Genomic DNA, 14104 nt, shown 5'->3' on the forward strand with positions numbered 1-14104 from the left:
GAGGATTCCGATGAGTGAGGATCTGGTCGACTTCTGGTTCGATCCCGGCTGCCCCTGGGCCTGGATCACCTCCCGCTGGATTCTGGAGGTGCGCGAGGTGCGCCCCATCAGGATCAACTGGCGGGAGATGAGCCTGGCGGCGCTCAACGAGAAGCAGGACATGCCTGAGGAGTACCGCGAGATCGTCGAGCTCGGCCGGGGCACCATCCGGGTGTTCGCGGCGGCACGCGCGGCGGCCGGGGACGCCGCCGTCGGCGAGCTCTACACCGCGCTCGGCACCCGCTACCACGGCGAGGACGGCCTGTTCCGGCGCGCCCGCGACACGACGCCCGACGGCGGTCTCGCGAGCTGGCGGGCCGCGATGGAGTCGCTGGAGCCGGTGATCGCCGCCGCGCTGGCCGACGCCGGACTGCCCCCCGAACTGCTCGCGGCGCGGAGCGACGACACCTGGGACGAGGCGATCCACGCCTCGCACGCCCTGGTGCCGGCGGGGGAGCGGAACCAGGCGCTGATCGGCGTCCCGACCATCTCGGTGAACGGGCACGCCGGTCAGTTCGGCCCCGTCGTCAGCGAGATCCCGACCGGCGAGCGGGCCGGGCGGCTCTGGGACGCGTTCAAGGTGCTCGCCACCGAGGAGGCGTTCTTCGAGCTCAAGCGGGTCACCGACCGGGCGGCTCCCCGCACCTACCCGGGGGCTCCATAGCGCGGGACCGGCCTTTCCTCCAGCGCCCTCGCCGCCCTTGACAGAGAAATAACCTGCTTTTTCGCGAAGGATACGCTTGATCATGTTCGTCCCCCCGCACTGAGGGCAGGCCCCGAGTGTGATGGAGTGTGAGGTTCGCCGGCACCGCCGTCGCCGTGCTGGTTCACGGAAGCGTGATCGCCGTTCCGGGGTTCGTGAGCGGGGCGGCTCGACCCGTACCACGATCGGACCTCCCTCTTCGCGTCACGGTGAGGTCGAGTAGCGGTTTGTGTCGGTGAGTTCGAGGGGGAGCCCTGCCGGCGGCCGCGACCGCGTGACCGAGGGCGGAACCTCTCTCACTCGTAACGTCGCCGTACGGCGACAGGATGGGGCCGGGAATGAGGATCGTTGGGATCGCGGGAAGCCTTCGCCCGGGGGCGTACGTCTGGAGGCTCCTGGAGGCGGCGGCACGGGAACTGCCCGCGACGGTGGACTTCGAGATCTGGCGGGGCCTGGAGCAGGTGCCGCCGTTGGAGGAGGGCGGGCTCCCGCGGCCGGTGGCCGATCTGTGGCACCGCCTCTCCGCCGCGGACGGCGTGCTGATCACCGCGCCGGCGCACAGCGCGCTCCCGGCGCAGCTGGGACACACGCTCGACTGGATCGTCTGCGCGCGAGGCGGCGCGGTCCTGATGGGCAAGCCGGTGGGTGTGGTGACCGCCTGCCCGCGCGCCCACGAGGGGATGTGGACGCAGATCCAGCTGCGCAGGGCGCTCGGCGCGGCGGGCGCGGTGGTCCGGGGCGCGGAACTGGCCGTCTCCACGACTCCCGCCCCGTTCGACGCCGACGGCAGGCTCGCCGACCAGGACTACCGGGCCCGGCTTCGCGACCTGCTGGACGAGATCTGCTCCCCTTCCCTCGCCGAGACCGGTTCTCTGCGCGGGTCCACCGTGTGAGGTCCGCCTGACCGCTCGCCGGGCCCCGCCGAGAGCCGGGCCCGGCCCCCGGGATCCGCCGTACGAGGTCCGCCGTACGGCTCCGATCCTCCGGGCGCCCCTCGGGTCGGGGCGCCCCGCCGGAAGGCGAGCGCCCGGTCGCGCGCCGCACAGGGACGAGGAAGGGAGGCAGCCGTGGGGATATCCGGCCAGGAGGTGGCGCTGCGGGCTCTCGGCGCGGCGCTCGACGTGCACGCGCCGACGGCCAGACACGGCGTCAGGACGTTCCCCGAGGGCACGCCGTTCCTGTGGCTGACCGTTCCCGGTGCGGGAGGCGCCACCGTCTTCCTCGACGAGCGCCAATGGATCTGCCTGAGCGAACCCGAACGCGGCGGGGTGACCGTCCAGCTCGTCGCCGGCGGGGTCGACGACGATCCCGCCCTTGTCGTGGGCCGCCTCATGGCCGTCATGACGCCGGTGCCCCGGCCTCCCGGCGGCCGTCTGTCACGCGCGCTGAAGGTGGGGCTGCTCGGGATCGCCGGGGGTGTGGGAGTGGGACTGCTGTCCGCGCTGCTCATGGCGATCCTCGTGGCGGGCAACGGCTACACCTCACCGGAGACGATCCGCGCGGTGTACGTCCTGGCCGTGCTGATCGGTGTCGCGACCGGGCTGTGGGTGTCCCTGCGCTGGTGGCGGATGGGGCGGGACCCGCGTGATCGGGACTCCGGTGGGCAGGAGCCGTAGGGACGACCACGTGGAGGAACGACATGGCCGAGCTGCTGGCGATCTACAACGAGAGCGCGGGGAGCGCCGACGAGAAGGCAAGGACCGCCGCACTCGAAACGCTGCGCGCCGGTGGCGCCGACGTGATCGAGGCGCCCGCCGGTAAGAAGGACCTGGACGAGATGCTCGACTCCTGCCCGGGCAGGGACGTGGTCGTGCTGGGCGGCGACGGCACATTGCACGTGGTGGTCGCCGCCCTGCACCGGCGCGGCGAGCTGGAGACCCGTACGGTGGGACTCGTCCCGCTGGGTACGGGCAACGACTTCGCCCGCGGCCTGGGCGTCCCGCTGGACCCGCCGGTCGCCGCCCGCGTCGTGCTCGCGGGCCGGCCGCAGCCGCTCGACCTGCTGGTGGACGACGAGGACGGGGTCGTCGTCAACATGGTCCACCTCGGCATCGGCGCCGAGGCGTCCGAGGGGGCGACGCCGCTCAAGCCGGTGCTCGGGCGGCTCGCCTACGCGGCGGGAGCGCTGCTCGCCGGTGTGCGAAGCCCCGGCTGGCGGCTGCGCGTCACCGTGGACGGCCGCTCCGTCGGCGACGGGCACCGGGTACTCATGGTGGGGATCGGCAACGGCCTCACCATCGGCGGCGGCACCCCACTGGCTCCCCGGGCCAGGCCCGACGACGGCATGGCCGACGTCGTCGTCTCGCTGACGACCGGACCGCTGAACAGGCTCGCCTACGCCCTCCGGCTGCGCAGGGGAACCCATCCCGACCTGCGCGACGTGATCACCACCCGTGGCGGGGAGGTGACCGTGGAGGGCGAATCCGTCCCGGTGAACGCCGACGGCGAGCTGACCGGCCGGATCACCCGGCGCCGCTGGACGGTCCTGCCCGCCGCCTGGCGCATGTTCACCTGAGGCCGCGCCCGCTTTCGTCCGGGGAGGGGCGCCCGGCGGGCGTCCTGCCCCCGGACGCGCCCGCCGGGCGTATGCCGCCGCCGTCGCGGTCAGCCCAGGGAGGCCGAGACCAGGTCGCGCGCCTCCTGCTGCACCCGCTTCAGGTGCTCGGGGCCCTTGAAGGACTCGGCGTAGATCTTGTACACGTCCTCGGTGCCCGAGGGGCGGGCGGCGAACCAGGCGTTCTCGGTGGAGACCTTGAGCCCGCCGAGGGCCGCGCCGTTGCCGGGGGCCGAGGTCAGCACCTGGGTGATCTCCTCGCCGGCGAGGCTGCCCGCGGTGACCTGTTCGGCCGAGAGCCTGGCGAGCACCGCCTTCTCCTCCCGGGTCGCGGGGGCGTCGACGCGGGCGTAGGCGGGGTCGCCGAACCTGGACACCAGGTCGCCGTAGTGCTCGCTCGGTGAACGGCCCGTGGTCGCGATGATCTCCGAGGCGAGCAATGCCAGAATGATGCCGTCCTTGTCGGTGGTCCACACCGAGCCGTCGCGCCGCAGGAACGACGCCCCGGCGCTCTCCTCGCCGCCGAAGCCCAGCGAGCCGTCCAGCAGGCCGGGCACGAACCACTTGAACCCGACGGGGACCTCCATCAGTGGCCTGCCCAGGTCGGCGGCCACCCGGTCGATCATGCCGCTGCTCACCAGCGTCTTGCCGACCCCGGCACCGGCGGGCCAGCCCGGCCGGTGGGAGTAGAGGTAGGAGATCGCCACGGCGAGGTAGTGGTTGGGGTTCATCAGCCCTCCGTCGGGCGTGACGATGCCGTGCCGGTCGGCGTCGGCGTCGTTGCCCGTGGAGACGTCGAAGGCGTCACGGTTGGCGATGAGCGAGGCCATCGCGTACGGCGACGAGCAGTCCATCCGGATCTTGCCGTCCCAGTCCAGCGTCATGAACCGCCACGTCGGGTCGGTGAGCGGGTTGATCACCGTCAGGTCCAGCCGGTGCCGCTCGGCGATCTCCCCCCAGTACGCGACGCTCGCCCCGCCCAGCGGGTCGGCGCCGACGCGCACCCCCGCCTCCCGGACGGCGTCGAGATCCAGCACCGAGGGCAGGTCGTCCACGTAGTGGCCGAGGAAGTCGTACCGGCCGGTCGTGTCGGCGGCCAGCGCCCGGGTGTACGGGATCCGCCTGACCTCCTTCAGCCCGTCGGCGATCAGCGCGTTGGCCCTGTCCTGGATCCAGGAGGTGGCGTCGGTGTCGGCGGGGCCGCCGTGCGGCGGGTTGTACTTGAAGCCGCCGTCGCCGGGCGGGTTGTGCGAGGGGGTCACCACCACGCCGTCGGCAAGCGCCGAGGAACGTCCCCGGTTGTGGGCCAGGATCGCGTGGGAGACCGCGGGGGTCGGGGTGTAGCCGTCCCGGCTGTCGATCATGACCGTCACCCCGTTGGCCGCGAAGACCTCCAGCGCCGACACGCCGGCCGGTTCCGACAGCGCGTGGCTGTCGGCGCCCAGGAACAGCGGGCCGTCGACACCCTGCGCGGCCCGGTACTCCACGATGGCCTGGCTGGTCGCGAGGATGTGGTCCTCGTTGAAGGCGACGTTCAGCGAGGAGCCCCGGTGTCCCGACGTCCCGAACGCCACCCGCTGGCCGATCTCACCCGGGTCGGGATGCAGGGCGTAGTAAGAGGTCACCAGGCGGGCCACGTCGACCAGATCGGACGGCCTGGCGGGCTGTCCCGCGTGTTCGTGCGTCATCGCAGTCTCCTCACATCACACCTGGGCTAACCGTATCTGCCCTTAAATCGGATAAGGCTGCACAACTCATGAGGGCTTGGGGTGAACCGGTGGCTCCGTGCTCCCCGTATACCGTTGACAACGTTGTCATTACCGTCGTACCTTCAGCCTGTTTGCCCGGTCACTTGGGAAAAGTACCCTTTGTGGCATCGATCAGCGGAGGATCCCCTTGCACAGCCGCGCGGTGGCACCGATGGTCACCTGCCCTCCAGCCGCGCCCCGGCATGCCGGGCGGGCCGGCCGGTGACCGCCCTCGCGATCGACATCGGCGGCACCAAGTTCGCCGCGGCGCTGGTCAGGCCCGACGGGACCGTGACACGCAGGGTGGAGGTGCCGGTCGGCCGGGACCCCGAGGCGACACTGGTCTCGCTCGTCCACGACATCCGTGGTACCCGGGACGATCGCCCCGCAGACGCCGCCGTCGGCGTCGATGACACCCGAGATCTGGCCGGGATCGGGATCGGCTCCGCGGGCCCCCTCGACGCCGTCGCCGGCACGGTCAGCCCGGTCAACATCCCCGCCTGGCGGGGCTTCCCCCTGGTCGGCGCGGTGAGCGAGCTCCTTCCCGGCCTCCCCGTCGCCCTCGCGGGGGACGCGCAGTGCATGGCACTGGGGGAGTGGTGGCGGGGCGGGCACTCGCGCTCCCGCGCCCTGCTGGGCATCGTGGTGTCCACCGGTGTGGGCGGGGGCCTCGTCCTCGACGGGACGCCGTACGTGGGACCCACGGGAAACGCCGGACACATCGGGCACATCATCGTGGACCGCGACGGAGAGCTCTGCCCCTGCGGGGCGACCGGTTGCCTGGAGACGATCGCGAGCGGCCCGAGCATGGTCCGCTGGGCGCTGGCGAACGGCTGGAGCGCTCCCGGTGCGCGTCCGGACGCCCGCGCGCTCTCGGCCGACGCCGCACGCGGGGTGCCCGCCGCCCAGCTGGCCTTCCAGCGGGCCGCCGACGCGCTGGCCGTGGCGATCCTCACCACGGCGGCGCTCTTCGACATCGACGACGTCGTCATCGGGGGCGGCGTGTCCGGGGCGGGGGAGACCCTGCTCGCCCCGCTGCGCCAGGCGGTCGCCGAACGGGCCGGCCTCGCCTTCCTGCGCCGCCTGACCGTCGAACAGACCTCCCTGGAACGCGACGCCGGCCTGTACGGCGCCGCGGCCCTGGTCCTCCCCGTCGCGGGGTAGGAAGCCGCGTTCTCTCCTTCGCCCGCAGGCGGAGGTGTCCACGCCTAAGGAGAACTGATGAGCTCACTCGCCGTCCAGCTGTACTCCGTACGCGAACAGGCGGCCGTCGATCGCCGCGCCGTGCTGCGCCGCATCGCCGGCATGGGGTACGACGCGGTCGAGCCGTTCGACGCGCATCTCGACCCGGGAGGTCTGCGCGAGGATCTGGAGGAGGCCGGGCTCTCGGTGTGCAGCGTTCACGCCCCGCTTCTCGACGAGCGGCGCGCGTCCTCGCTCGCCGGGGCCGTCGCGGTCGGCGCGCGGACCGTCATCGTGCCCGCCGCCCCCGCCGAGTGGTTCGCCGACAGGGAGGGGGTCGAGCTGGCGGCGAGGAACATCGGCGAGGCGGCCCGTGAGGCCGCCGACCACGGGCTGCGACTCGGATACCACAATCACTGGTGGGAACTGGAACAGCGGGTGGACGGCCGTCCCGCGCTGGAGGTGCTGGCGGAGCTGCTGGACCCCTCGGTGCTGCTGGAGGTCGACCTCTACTGGGCGGCGACCGGCGGGGTCGACCCCTCGGGGCTGTTGACCCGGCTGGGCGAGCGGGTGAGCCACCTGCACGTCAAGGACGGCCCCGCCACCCAGGAGGGCCCGATGACCGCGGTCGGCGCCGGCCAGGTGCCCATCGTGGACGCGCTGAACACCGCGCCGGACGCGGTGCGGATCGTGGAGCTCGACCACTGCGCCACCGACATGCTCCAGGCGCTGGACGACAGCCACGCCTACCTGACCGGTCTCGTCGCCGCCGGGCGGGTGAGCGCATGACCGGCCCGCTCGGGGTGGCGATCGTCGGGTGCGGCAACATCAGCCACCAGTACCTGGGTAACCTCACCACCTTCCCCGGCGTGCGCGTGGTGGCGTGCGCCGACCTGGACCTGGCCCGTGCCGAGGAGGTCGCCGCGCGCTACGGCGTACCGGTGGCGACCTCCCCGCAGGAGGCGATCTCGCACCCCGACGTGGAACTGGTGGTCAACCTCACGATCCCGGCCGCGCACGCCGAGGTGGCGCTCGCCGCCGTCCTGGCCGGGCGGCACGTCTACAACGAGAAGCCGTTCACCGTGGACAGGGAGTCCGGCGCGCGGCTCGTCGAGGCCGCCACGGCGGCGGGGGTGCTCCTGGGCAGCGCCCCCGACACCTTCCTGGGCGCGGGGCTGCAGACCGCGGCCAGGCTCGTCTCCGAGGGGGCCATCGGCACCCCGCTCACCGCCCTCACCCTGTTCCAGACACCGGGTCCCGAGGTCTGGCACCCGAACCCCGAGTTCTTCTTCCAGCCCGGGGCCGGGCCGCTGTTCGACATGGGTCCCTACTACCTGACGACCCTGGTGACCCTCTTCGGGCCGGTGGCGCGGGTCGCCGCGGTCAGTCGCAGGGCGAGGGACGAACGGGTCGTCGGCTCCGGCCCCAAGGCGGGGACGCGTATTCCCGTGGCGGTGCCCACCCACACGACCACGCTCCTGGAGTTCGCCGCGGGGCAGGCCGCCACGCTCGTCTTCAGCTTCGACTCGCCGCTGGGACGCACCGGGTTCGTCGAGATCACCGGTACCGAGGCGACCATGGAGGTGCCCGATCCCAACACCTTCGGCGGTGAGGTCCGGCTGCGCCGGGCCACCGACGAGGAGTGGACGCCGGTTCCCATCAAGGGCACCGAGGCCGGTCGCGGCCTGGGCGTGCTCGACATGGCCCAGGCCATCCGTGAGGGAAGGCCGCACCGGACCACCGGCGAACTCGGCCTGCACGTCCTCGACACGATGATCGCCATCGCGGAGTCCGCGGAGCGGGGCGAGTTCGTGGAGGTCGGCAGCACCTGCCCGGTGCCCGCACCGCTGCCCGAGGGGTGGGACCCGGCCGCGATCCGGTTCGACTGACGGTCACAGGGCGGGGGCGGGTCGTCTCGCGGCCCGCCCTCGCGCGCTACTCGCCCGGGAAACGGCCCCCGAGGGCGACGGCGACGACGGTTCGCCCCCGCGCGGCGCGCCTGAGCCGCTGCCGGACACCCGGGGTACGGCAGCGGCTCAGGCGCGCCGTTGCCGGGGCTCCAGGTGTCCGGTCCGGTCGGCGGGGAGGGGGCCCTCAGGACAGGGCTTGGAGTCAGGGTGCCTGGTCGGCGGGGCCGACAGCCCTGGGGACCGGCTCGGAGGAATCCCGGGAGAGCTCGCCGGAGGACTCCTCCAGGCGGGCGCGAAGGCGGGCGCGGATCTCCTCCGGGGTGTACGCCTGCCGGCGGCGCTCGGCCCGCGCGATCACGACTCCCGTGGCCGCGACGCCCGCCACACCCGCCAGACCGAGTATCTTCCACCATCGCATGTGCCTACGCTATCGGAATGTCCGGCAAGAGCATCAGCCTCGATGAGGCCGTCAACCTGACCCGCACCGGCGACGTGTGGCTGTTCCGCGGTCGAACGGTGCCCGATCGAGCGATCCAGACCATGACGAACAGCCCCGTCAACCACGTCGGCATGTCGGTCGTCATCGACGACATGCCGCCCCTGATGTGGCACGCCGAACTGGGTCGCTCCCTGCCCGACCTGTGGTCGGGAACCCACCAGCGCGGCGTCCAGCTGCACGACCTGCGCGAGGCGGTGACGGTCTGGGCCACCAGATACGGCCAGCGCGGCTGGCTGAGACAGCTGGAGCCGCAGGCACCCCCCGAGATGGAGGACGCCGTCCTGCGCACCGTCGCCAGGCTGGACGGCACGCCCTTCCCCTCGACGGCCAGGCTCGCCGGCCGCTGGATGAAGGGGCGGGTGCCCAAGATCTTCAAGCGAGGCGCCGAGGAGAGCGCCCTGGAGAGCGCCTACTGCGCGGAGGTCGTCGCGGTCACGTACGAGGCCATGGGACTGCTGCCCGGAGGGCGGCGGCCGAACTGGTACGACCCCGGCCGTTTCTGGAGCGGTGACGATCTGGAACTGACCGGAGGTTTCCAGCTCGGAGGCGAGATCACCGTGAAGCTGGGGTAGGCCGTACAACGAACGGATCGGCGGGCGCAACCCCCGGCACCCGCCGCTCGAAGACAAGGATGGCGGATTCCCTCACCCTAGGGGTTCCACGGGCCCCTGAGGTCTCGTGCCGCCGTCGCCTTGAGGGGGTGCGTCATGCCGGACACGGTGGTGATCGTCGGTGCGGGTCTCGCCGGTCTGGCATGCGCCCTGCGGCTGCGTTCGGCGGGAGTGGAGGTCCGCGTCGTCGAGGCGGCGGACGAGGCGGGCGGGCGGGTGCGCACCGACGTCGTGGACGGCTTCCGGCTGGACCGCGGCTTCCAGGTCTTCAACACCGCCTACCCGGAGGCCGCGCGGGTCCTCGACATCGGAGCCCTGGACCTGCGCCCGATTCCGTCCGGCCTGATCTCCTTCGAGAGGGGGCGGCGGGAGCGGTTCATGCTGCCCTGGCGCCACCCGGGCCAGGCGCTCAGCGGGCTCCTCGCCGACGTGGGCTCTCCGCGCGACAAGGCGGCCCTGGCGGCGCTGACCGCACGGGACCTCCTGCTGCCGGTGAGCCGGCTGCGCGACGGGCGCGAACGCACCACGCGCGAGGAACTGCGGCACTGGGGCGTCTCACCGAGGATGGTCGAGAAACTGATCCGCCCGTTCCTTTCCGGTGTCGTCCTGGAGCGGGAACTGGAGACCTCCAGCCGTTTCTTCCACCTCATCTGGCGCGCCTTCGCCCGGGGAACGGTCGGGGTGCCCGCGCTCGGCATGGGAGAGATCACCCGGCAGCTCGCCGGACGCCTTCCTCCGGGGGCGCTCGCGCTGGAGACCCCGGTCCTCGCCGTGACCGAGGAGGGGGTGGAGACGGCCGGGGGCGAGACGATCCAGGCCCGCGCGGTGGTGGTGGCCACCGACCCCGCCATGGCCGCCGCACTCTATCCGGGGCTGGAGACTCCGGCGATGCGCTCGGTGACGACCTTCTACCACGCGGCCTTCCGCTCGCCCATGGACGACCCCACGCAGATCGTCGACGCGGAGGGCCACATCACCGACACCCTGGTCATCAGCGACGCCGCGCCCGCGTACGCGCCGCCGGGCCGGGCGTTGGTCTCCACGTCGGTGCTGGGAGTCCTCTCCGACGCGGACGAGCCCCGGGTCAGGGCGCGGCTTTCACAGATCTACGGGACGGACACCTCGAACTGGGACCATCTGGCGACGTACGCCGTCAAGGAGGCGCTGCCCGCGATGGTGCCGCCGTTCTCGTTGCGGCGCCCCGTGCGCTTCGCGCCGGGCCGCTATGTGTGCGGAGACCACCGCGACACCGGCTCGCAGCAGGGAGCCCTGGTCTCGGGGCGCAGGGCGGCCGAGGCCGTCCTGGCCGACCTGGGGTGATCCTTGGAGGTCGTCTCCTGGCCGACAGACCGGTCCAAGGGGCCCGCCCGGCCTGAGAGCCTGTCCGGTTGAGTCGATCGACCGCGACGCGGCCGGGCAGTGCAGCCTGGCCTGAGGGCCTGTCCGGGCGCCAGGCCCTCAGGCCAGCCGGGCGGGGAAGCCGCCGGTGGCGATGGGGCCCCAGCGCTCCGGGGTGACGCGCAACAGCGACTTGCCCTGCCGTGTCATCGCCGCTCGATACTCGTCCCAGTCGGGGTGCTCACCGGAGATGGACCGGTAGTAGTCGACCAGCGGTTCGAGGGCCTCCGGCAGGTCGAGGACCTCGGCCGTGCCGTCCACCTGCACCCAGGGGCCGTCGAAGTCGTCCGACAGGACCACGACGCTCACCCGCGGGTCACGGCGGGCGTTGGAGGTCTTGGCGCGTTCAGGGTAGGTGGACACCACGATGCGGCCCTCGGCGTCGACGCCGCAGGTCACCGGGGACGCCTGTGGCCTGCCGTCGCGCCGCGCGGTGATGACCAGCGCGCGGTGGCGGTCACGGAGGAAATCCAGCAGCCGGTCGCGGGAGACGACCTCGTTGGTCGCGATCTTCGGGCTCATGATTCCCACTCTACGGGGGGATGCGGAGGGCCTTGATTAACGCCCCGTCGAATGGAAAATAGCTATCTCTCTCGGGAGATATGTGGTCAAGAGTCCTCTAGTGGGGCATTTAGCCTCAAATCTCAGGGAATTGATCTCCAATACAGGACATGAGTGGCTCGGGAACCCGCCGACGGACCCGGATGGCTCATCCGCCCAACCAAGGAGAAAACCGTGAAGCAGAAGTCTCTTCTGGCATCGGCCCTGACCGTACTCGCCCTGACCGCAGCCCCCGCCGCGCAGGCGGTCGCCGCCCACGGGTGGATCACCTCTCCCACACCGGTCCCGACAGACTCGACCATGCCCACCGAGGGCGCCTCGCCCGAACCCTCGGGCATGATGACGGAGCCGTTCGGCCCCGGGTGCGCGTCCCTGCCCGCCAGCGGCGAGGGCAGCCTCAGCGAGATGGCCTCACAGCCGGTCGCCACCGCCGCCGCCTCCAACCCCTCCCTCTCCACGCTGGCCCAGGCGATCGAGCAGGCCGGCCTGACCGAGACGCTCAACTCCGCCAAGGACATCACGGTGTTCGCCCCCACCAACGAGGCGTTCGCCAAGATTCCGAAGGAGAAGCTCGACAAGCTCCTGTCCGACAAGGCGGAGCTGACCAAGGTCCTGACCCACCACGTCGTCGAGGGGAAGAAGACCCCCGAGGACCTGACCCAAGGCACGCTGACCACGATGCAGGGAGGGACACTGACCGTGAAGGGCTCCGGTGAGGACTTCACCGTCGACGACGCCAAGGTCCTCTGCGGCAACATCCAGACCTCCAACGCCGTCGTCTACCTCGTCGACACGGTGCTCATGCCGAAGTGACCGCGGCGAAGGCGGTGAACACGCGGCGGCCGTGACGGACGTCGCGGTCACGACGATCGCGACGGCCGTCACGATGCCGGCGGGCCGGTCGAGCCGCTGTGCCCCGGCGGCCCGAACCGCGACCGGCCCACAGTGACCCGACAGCGGCCCGACAGGTCGGTCGAGCCGCGACGCGGCAGGCGTGGCGACCTGACACGGCGGACCGGGGTGACCCGGGGCGACCCGGCGGGCCGAACCGCGACCTGACAGGCCGGGCCGCGATCCGGCCGAAGGAGGGGTGTCCGCGACGGGGCGCCCCTCATCGGTGTCTCCCGCTTCCCGCCCGTACCCGTCCCGCGCCCTCCTTCGATCGAGGGGACGTCGCGCGACTAGTGCCCCGATCCGCGGGTACCTGGCCGTCACACGGCGGGAAGGCGGAGGGCATGAGCATCAAGGACAGGTTCGGGCCGAGGGCGCGGAAGCTGCGCGCCGTGGCCCGCGAGGTCTTCGGCTGGCGTGACCTGCGCCCCGGGCAGCTCGACGCCATGCGTCACCTGCTCGCCGGGGGCGACGCCCTCGTGGTCATGCCCACCGGCAGCGGTAAGTCGGCCGTCTACCAGGTGCCGGCACTGCTGCTCGACGGGCCCACCGTCGTCGTCTCGCCGCTCATCGCCCTCCAGCGTGACCAGGTCGCCGGGCTGGCCGAGGCCGACGCGGGCGGGGCGGTCGCGGTCAACTCCGCCCAGTCCGGTGGCGAGGCGTCCCTGGAGGCCGTACGCGCGGGCGCGGCCGAGTTCGTCTTCCTCTCACCCGAGCAACTCGCGAAACCGGAGACGGTCGAGCGGCTGCGCGCCGCGCGTCCCTCGCTGATCGCCGTGGACGAGGCGCACTGCGTGTCGGCGTGGGGCCACGACTTCCGGCCCGACTACCTGAGGCTGGGCCAGGTCATCGAGCAGCTGGGGCATCCGCCGGTGGTGGCGTTGACCGCCACGGCCGCCCCTGCGGTACGCGACGAGATCGTCACCGCCCTCGGGCTGAGGAACGTCCGCCAGATCGTGCGGGGCTTCGACCGGCCCAACATCGACCTACAGGTGCGCCGCTTCGTCACCCAGGAGGATATGAGGCGGGCGCTGGTGGAGGACGCGGCGTCCCGCTCAGGACTCGGGCTGGTCTACGTCGCCACCCGCCGCGCCGCCGAGGAGTACGCCACCGCGCTGCGCGAGGCCGGTCGCAGGGCCGAGGCGTACCACGCGGGGATGAAGGCGGCCGAGCGGCACAGGATCCACGAGATGTTCCGCGACGACGAGCTGGACGTCGTGGTCGCGACCTCGGCGTTCGGCATGGGCATCGACAAGCCGGACGTGCGGTTCGTGCTGCACGCCGCCCCGCCGGAGTCGCCGGACTCCTACTACCAGGAGATCGGCCGGGCCGGGCGGGACGGCGGGCCCGCCGCCGCGGTGCTCTTCTACCGTTCCGAGGACCTCGGGCTGCGCAGGTTCTTCGTCGGGGGACGCGCCGACGAGGAACTGCTGCTACGGGTCGCCACGCTGGTGCACGAGCACGGCGGCACCGTACCCGCGGGCGAGATGCGGACCCTGCTCGACGTCGGCGCCACCCGGCTCACCCGGCTGGTCAACCTCCTGGAGCGGGCGAACGCGATCGAGGTCACCGGCGAGGGCGACCTGCGCCGGGTGTCCGGCGGTCCCGAGCCCGAGGCGGCCGCGGCCCGCGCCGTCGAGCTGGACGACACCCGGCGTCGCATCGACGACTCCAGGATCGACATGATGCGCGCGTACGCGGAGACCACGGGCTGCCGCCGCCGCTTCCTGCTCGAATACTTCGGCGAGCCGCGCGAGCGCGGCTGCGAGGCCTGCGACACCTGCCGCGCAGGCCTGCCCCAGGAGCCGGAGGCCGCGGGCGAGGGGCCCTTCGCGATGCACGCCAGGGTGCGGCACAGCGCCTGGGGGCCGGGGATGGTGATGAGCAGGGAGAGCGACCGGATCACCGTGCTGTTCGACGAGGTCGGCTACAAGACCCTCTCGCTGGAGGCCGTGGAGCGCGACGACCTCCTGGTCGCGGGTTAGGTCCGCCTCCCGGAGGCCGGCCG

Annotated in this window: 14 protein-coding genes; 11 read left to right on the forward strand and 3 right to left on the reverse strand. The window is 72.4% G+C overall.

What is annotated here, in order from left to right:
• Positions 1 to 10 precede the first annotated feature (10 nt).
• The 4 genes from ACFY3V_RS30115 (at position 11) to ACFY3V_RS30130 (ending at position 3257) form a co-directional block, all read left to right on the forward strand.
• Entirely contained in the window at positions 11 to 703 is a 693-nt protein-coding gene (locus ACFY3V_RS30115) for a disulfide bond formation protein DsbA (RefSeq protein WP_389778206.1), read from the forward strand.
• 377 nt (positions 704 to 1080) lie between these two features.
• The gene (locus tag ACFY3V_RS30120; RefSeq protein WP_362901098.1) at positions 1081 to 1635 is read left to right on the forward strand and encodes an NAD(P)H-dependent oxidoreductase; all 555 of its coding nucleotides are present in this window, start codon (positions 1081 to 1083) and stop codon (positions 1633 to 1635) included.
• Between the two features lie 174 nt (positions 1636 to 1809).
• On the forward strand, positions 1810 to 2358 hold the full coding sequence (locus tag ACFY3V_RS30125; protein WP_350946250.1) for a hypothetical protein: 549 nt from the start codon (positions 1810 to 1812) through the stop codon (positions 2356 to 2358).
• A 23-nt stretch (positions 2359 to 2381) separates the two neighbouring features.
• Positions 2382 to 3257: a diacylglycerol kinase family protein gene (locus tag ACFY3V_RS30130; protein ID WP_362901096.1), complete on the forward strand. Its 876-nt coding sequence runs from the start codon at positions 2382 to 2384 to the stop codon at positions 3255 to 3257.
• Between the two features lie 89 nt (positions 3258 to 3346).
• Here the strand turns inward: ACFY3V_RS30130 and pgm are convergent, their stop codons facing one another.
• Positions 3347 to 4984, reverse strand: coding sequence for a phosphoglucomutase (alpha-D-glucose-1,6-bisphosphate-dependent) (gene pgm / locus ACFY3V_RS30135; protein ID WP_362901094.1), 1638 nt, complete (start codon positions 4982 to 4984; stop codon positions 3347 to 3349).
• Between the two features lie 282 nt (positions 4985 to 5266).
• Between pgm and ACFY3V_RS30140 the strand changes: the two genes are divergently transcribed.
• From ACFY3V_RS30140 to ACFY3V_RS30150, 3 genes are read left to right on the forward strand one after another with little or no spacing between them, the layout of a single operon-like run.
• Positions 5267 to 6208 (forward strand): ROK family protein, encoded by a 942-nt coding sequence (locus tag ACFY3V_RS30140; RefSeq protein WP_362901092.1) that lies wholly within the window; start codon positions 5267 to 5269, stop codon positions 6206 to 6208.
• Positions 6209 to 6265: 57 nt separating this feature from the next.
• A complete protein-coding gene (locus tag ACFY3V_RS30145; RefSeq protein ID WP_350946246.1) occupies positions 6266 to 7015 on the forward strand; it encodes a sugar phosphate isomerase/epimerase in 750 nt (249 codons plus the stop codon).
• Positions 7012 to 8115: a Gfo/Idh/MocA family oxidoreductase gene (locus ACFY3V_RS30150; RefSeq protein ID WP_350946245.1), complete on the forward strand. Its 1104-nt coding sequence runs from the start codon at positions 7012 to 7014 to the stop codon at positions 8113 to 8115. The genes ACFY3V_RS30145 and ACFY3V_RS30150 overlap by 4 nt, the downstream gene beginning before the upstream one ends.
• Positions 8116 to 8338: 223 nt before the next feature.
• Here the strand turns inward: ACFY3V_RS30150 and ACFY3V_RS30155 are convergent, their stop codons facing one another.
• On the reverse strand, positions 8339 to 8554 hold the full coding sequence (locus ACFY3V_RS30155) for a hypothetical protein (protein WP_362901088.1): 216 nt from the start codon (positions 8552 to 8554) through the stop codon (positions 8339 to 8341).
• 17 nt (positions 8555 to 8571) lie between these two features.
• Between ACFY3V_RS30155 and ACFY3V_RS30160 the strand changes: the two genes are divergently transcribed.
• A complete protein-coding gene (locus ACFY3V_RS30160; protein ID WP_389778211.1) occupies positions 8572 to 9207 on the forward strand; it encodes a hypothetical protein in 636 nt (211 codons plus the stop codon).
• Between the two features lie 135 nt (positions 9208 to 9342).
• The gene (locus tag ACFY3V_RS30165; protein WP_389778213.1) at positions 9343 to 10566 is read left to right on the forward strand and encodes an NAD(P)/FAD-dependent oxidoreductase; all 1224 of its coding nucleotides are present in this window, start codon (positions 9343 to 9345) and stop codon (positions 10564 to 10566) included.
• A gap of 138 nt (positions 10567 to 10704) precedes the next feature.
• On the opposite strand, the gene ACFY3V_RS30170 is transcribed toward ACFY3V_RS30165, so the two are convergent.
• On the reverse strand, positions 10705 to 11166 hold the full coding sequence (locus ACFY3V_RS30170; protein WP_350946241.1) for a PPOX class F420-dependent oxidoreductase: 462 nt from the start codon (positions 11164 to 11166) through the stop codon (positions 10705 to 10707).
• A gap of 213 nt (positions 11167 to 11379) precedes the next feature.
• Between ACFY3V_RS30170 and ACFY3V_RS30175 the strand changes: the two genes are divergently transcribed.
• Both ACFY3V_RS30175 and ACFY3V_RS30180 read left to right on the forward strand, forming a co-directional pair.
• Entirely contained in the window at positions 11380 to 12018 is a 639-nt protein-coding gene (locus ACFY3V_RS30175) for a fasciclin domain-containing protein (RefSeq protein WP_350946240.1), read from the forward strand.
• A gap of 422 nt (positions 12019 to 12440) precedes the next feature.
• Entirely contained in the window at positions 12441 to 14081 is a 1641-nt protein-coding gene (locus ACFY3V_RS30180) for an ATP-dependent DNA helicase RecQ (RefSeq protein ID WP_362901081.1), read from the forward strand.
• The last annotated feature ends 23 nt before the right edge of the window (positions 14082 to 14104 follow it).

The organism is Streptosporangium sp. NPDC000095 (assembly GCF_042899335.1).
Taxonomy (GTDB): Bacteria; Actinomycetota; Actinomycetes; order Streptosporangiales; family Streptosporangiaceae; genus Streptosporangium.

Bases quoted from the DNA above. Each gene is read 5' to 3' on its own strand.
- ACFY3V_RS30170 (WP_350946241.1), bottom strand. From the start codon at position 11,166: ATGAGCCCGAAGATCGCGACCAACGAGGTCGTCTCCCGCGACCGGCTG.
- ACFY3V_RS30145 (WP_350946246.1), top strand. From the start codon at position 6,266: ATGAGCTCACTCGCCGTCCAGCTGTACTCCGTACGCGAACAGGCGGCC.
- ACFY3V_RS30155 (WP_362901088.1), bottom strand. From the start codon at position 8,554: ATGCGATGGTGGAAGATACTCGGTCTGGCGGGTGTGGCGGGCGTCGCG.
- ACFY3V_RS30130 (WP_362901096.1), top strand. From the start codon at position 2,382: ATGGCCGAGCTGCTGGCGATCTACAACGAGAGCGCGGGGAGCGCCGAC.
- pgm (WP_362901094.1), bottom strand. From the start codon at position 4,984: ATGACGCACGAACACGCGGGACAGCCCGCCAGGCCGTCCGATCTGGTC.
- ACFY3V_RS30160 (WP_389778211.1), top strand. From the start codon at position 8,572: ATGTCCGGCAAGAGCATCAGCCTCGATGAGGCCGTCAACCTGACCCGC.
- ACFY3V_RS30150 (WP_350946245.1), top strand. From the start codon at position 7,012: ATGACCGGCCCGCTCGGGGTGGCGATCGTCGGGTGCGGCAACATCAGC.
- ACFY3V_RS30115 (WP_389778206.1), top strand. From the start codon at position 11: ATGAGTGAGGATCTGGTCGACTTCTGGTTCGATCCCGGCTGCCCCTGG.
- ACFY3V_RS30165 (WP_389778213.1), top strand. From the start codon at position 9,343: ATGCCGGACACGGTGGTGATCGTCGGTGCGGGTCTCGCCGGTCTGGCA.
- ACFY3V_RS30180 (WP_362901081.1), top strand. From the start codon at position 12,441: ATGAGCATCAAGGACAGGTTCGGGCCGAGGGCGCGGAAGCTGCGCGCC.
- ACFY3V_RS30120 (WP_362901098.1), top strand. From the start codon at position 1,081: ATGAGGATCGTTGGGATCGCGGGAAGCCTTCGCCCGGGGGCGTACGTC.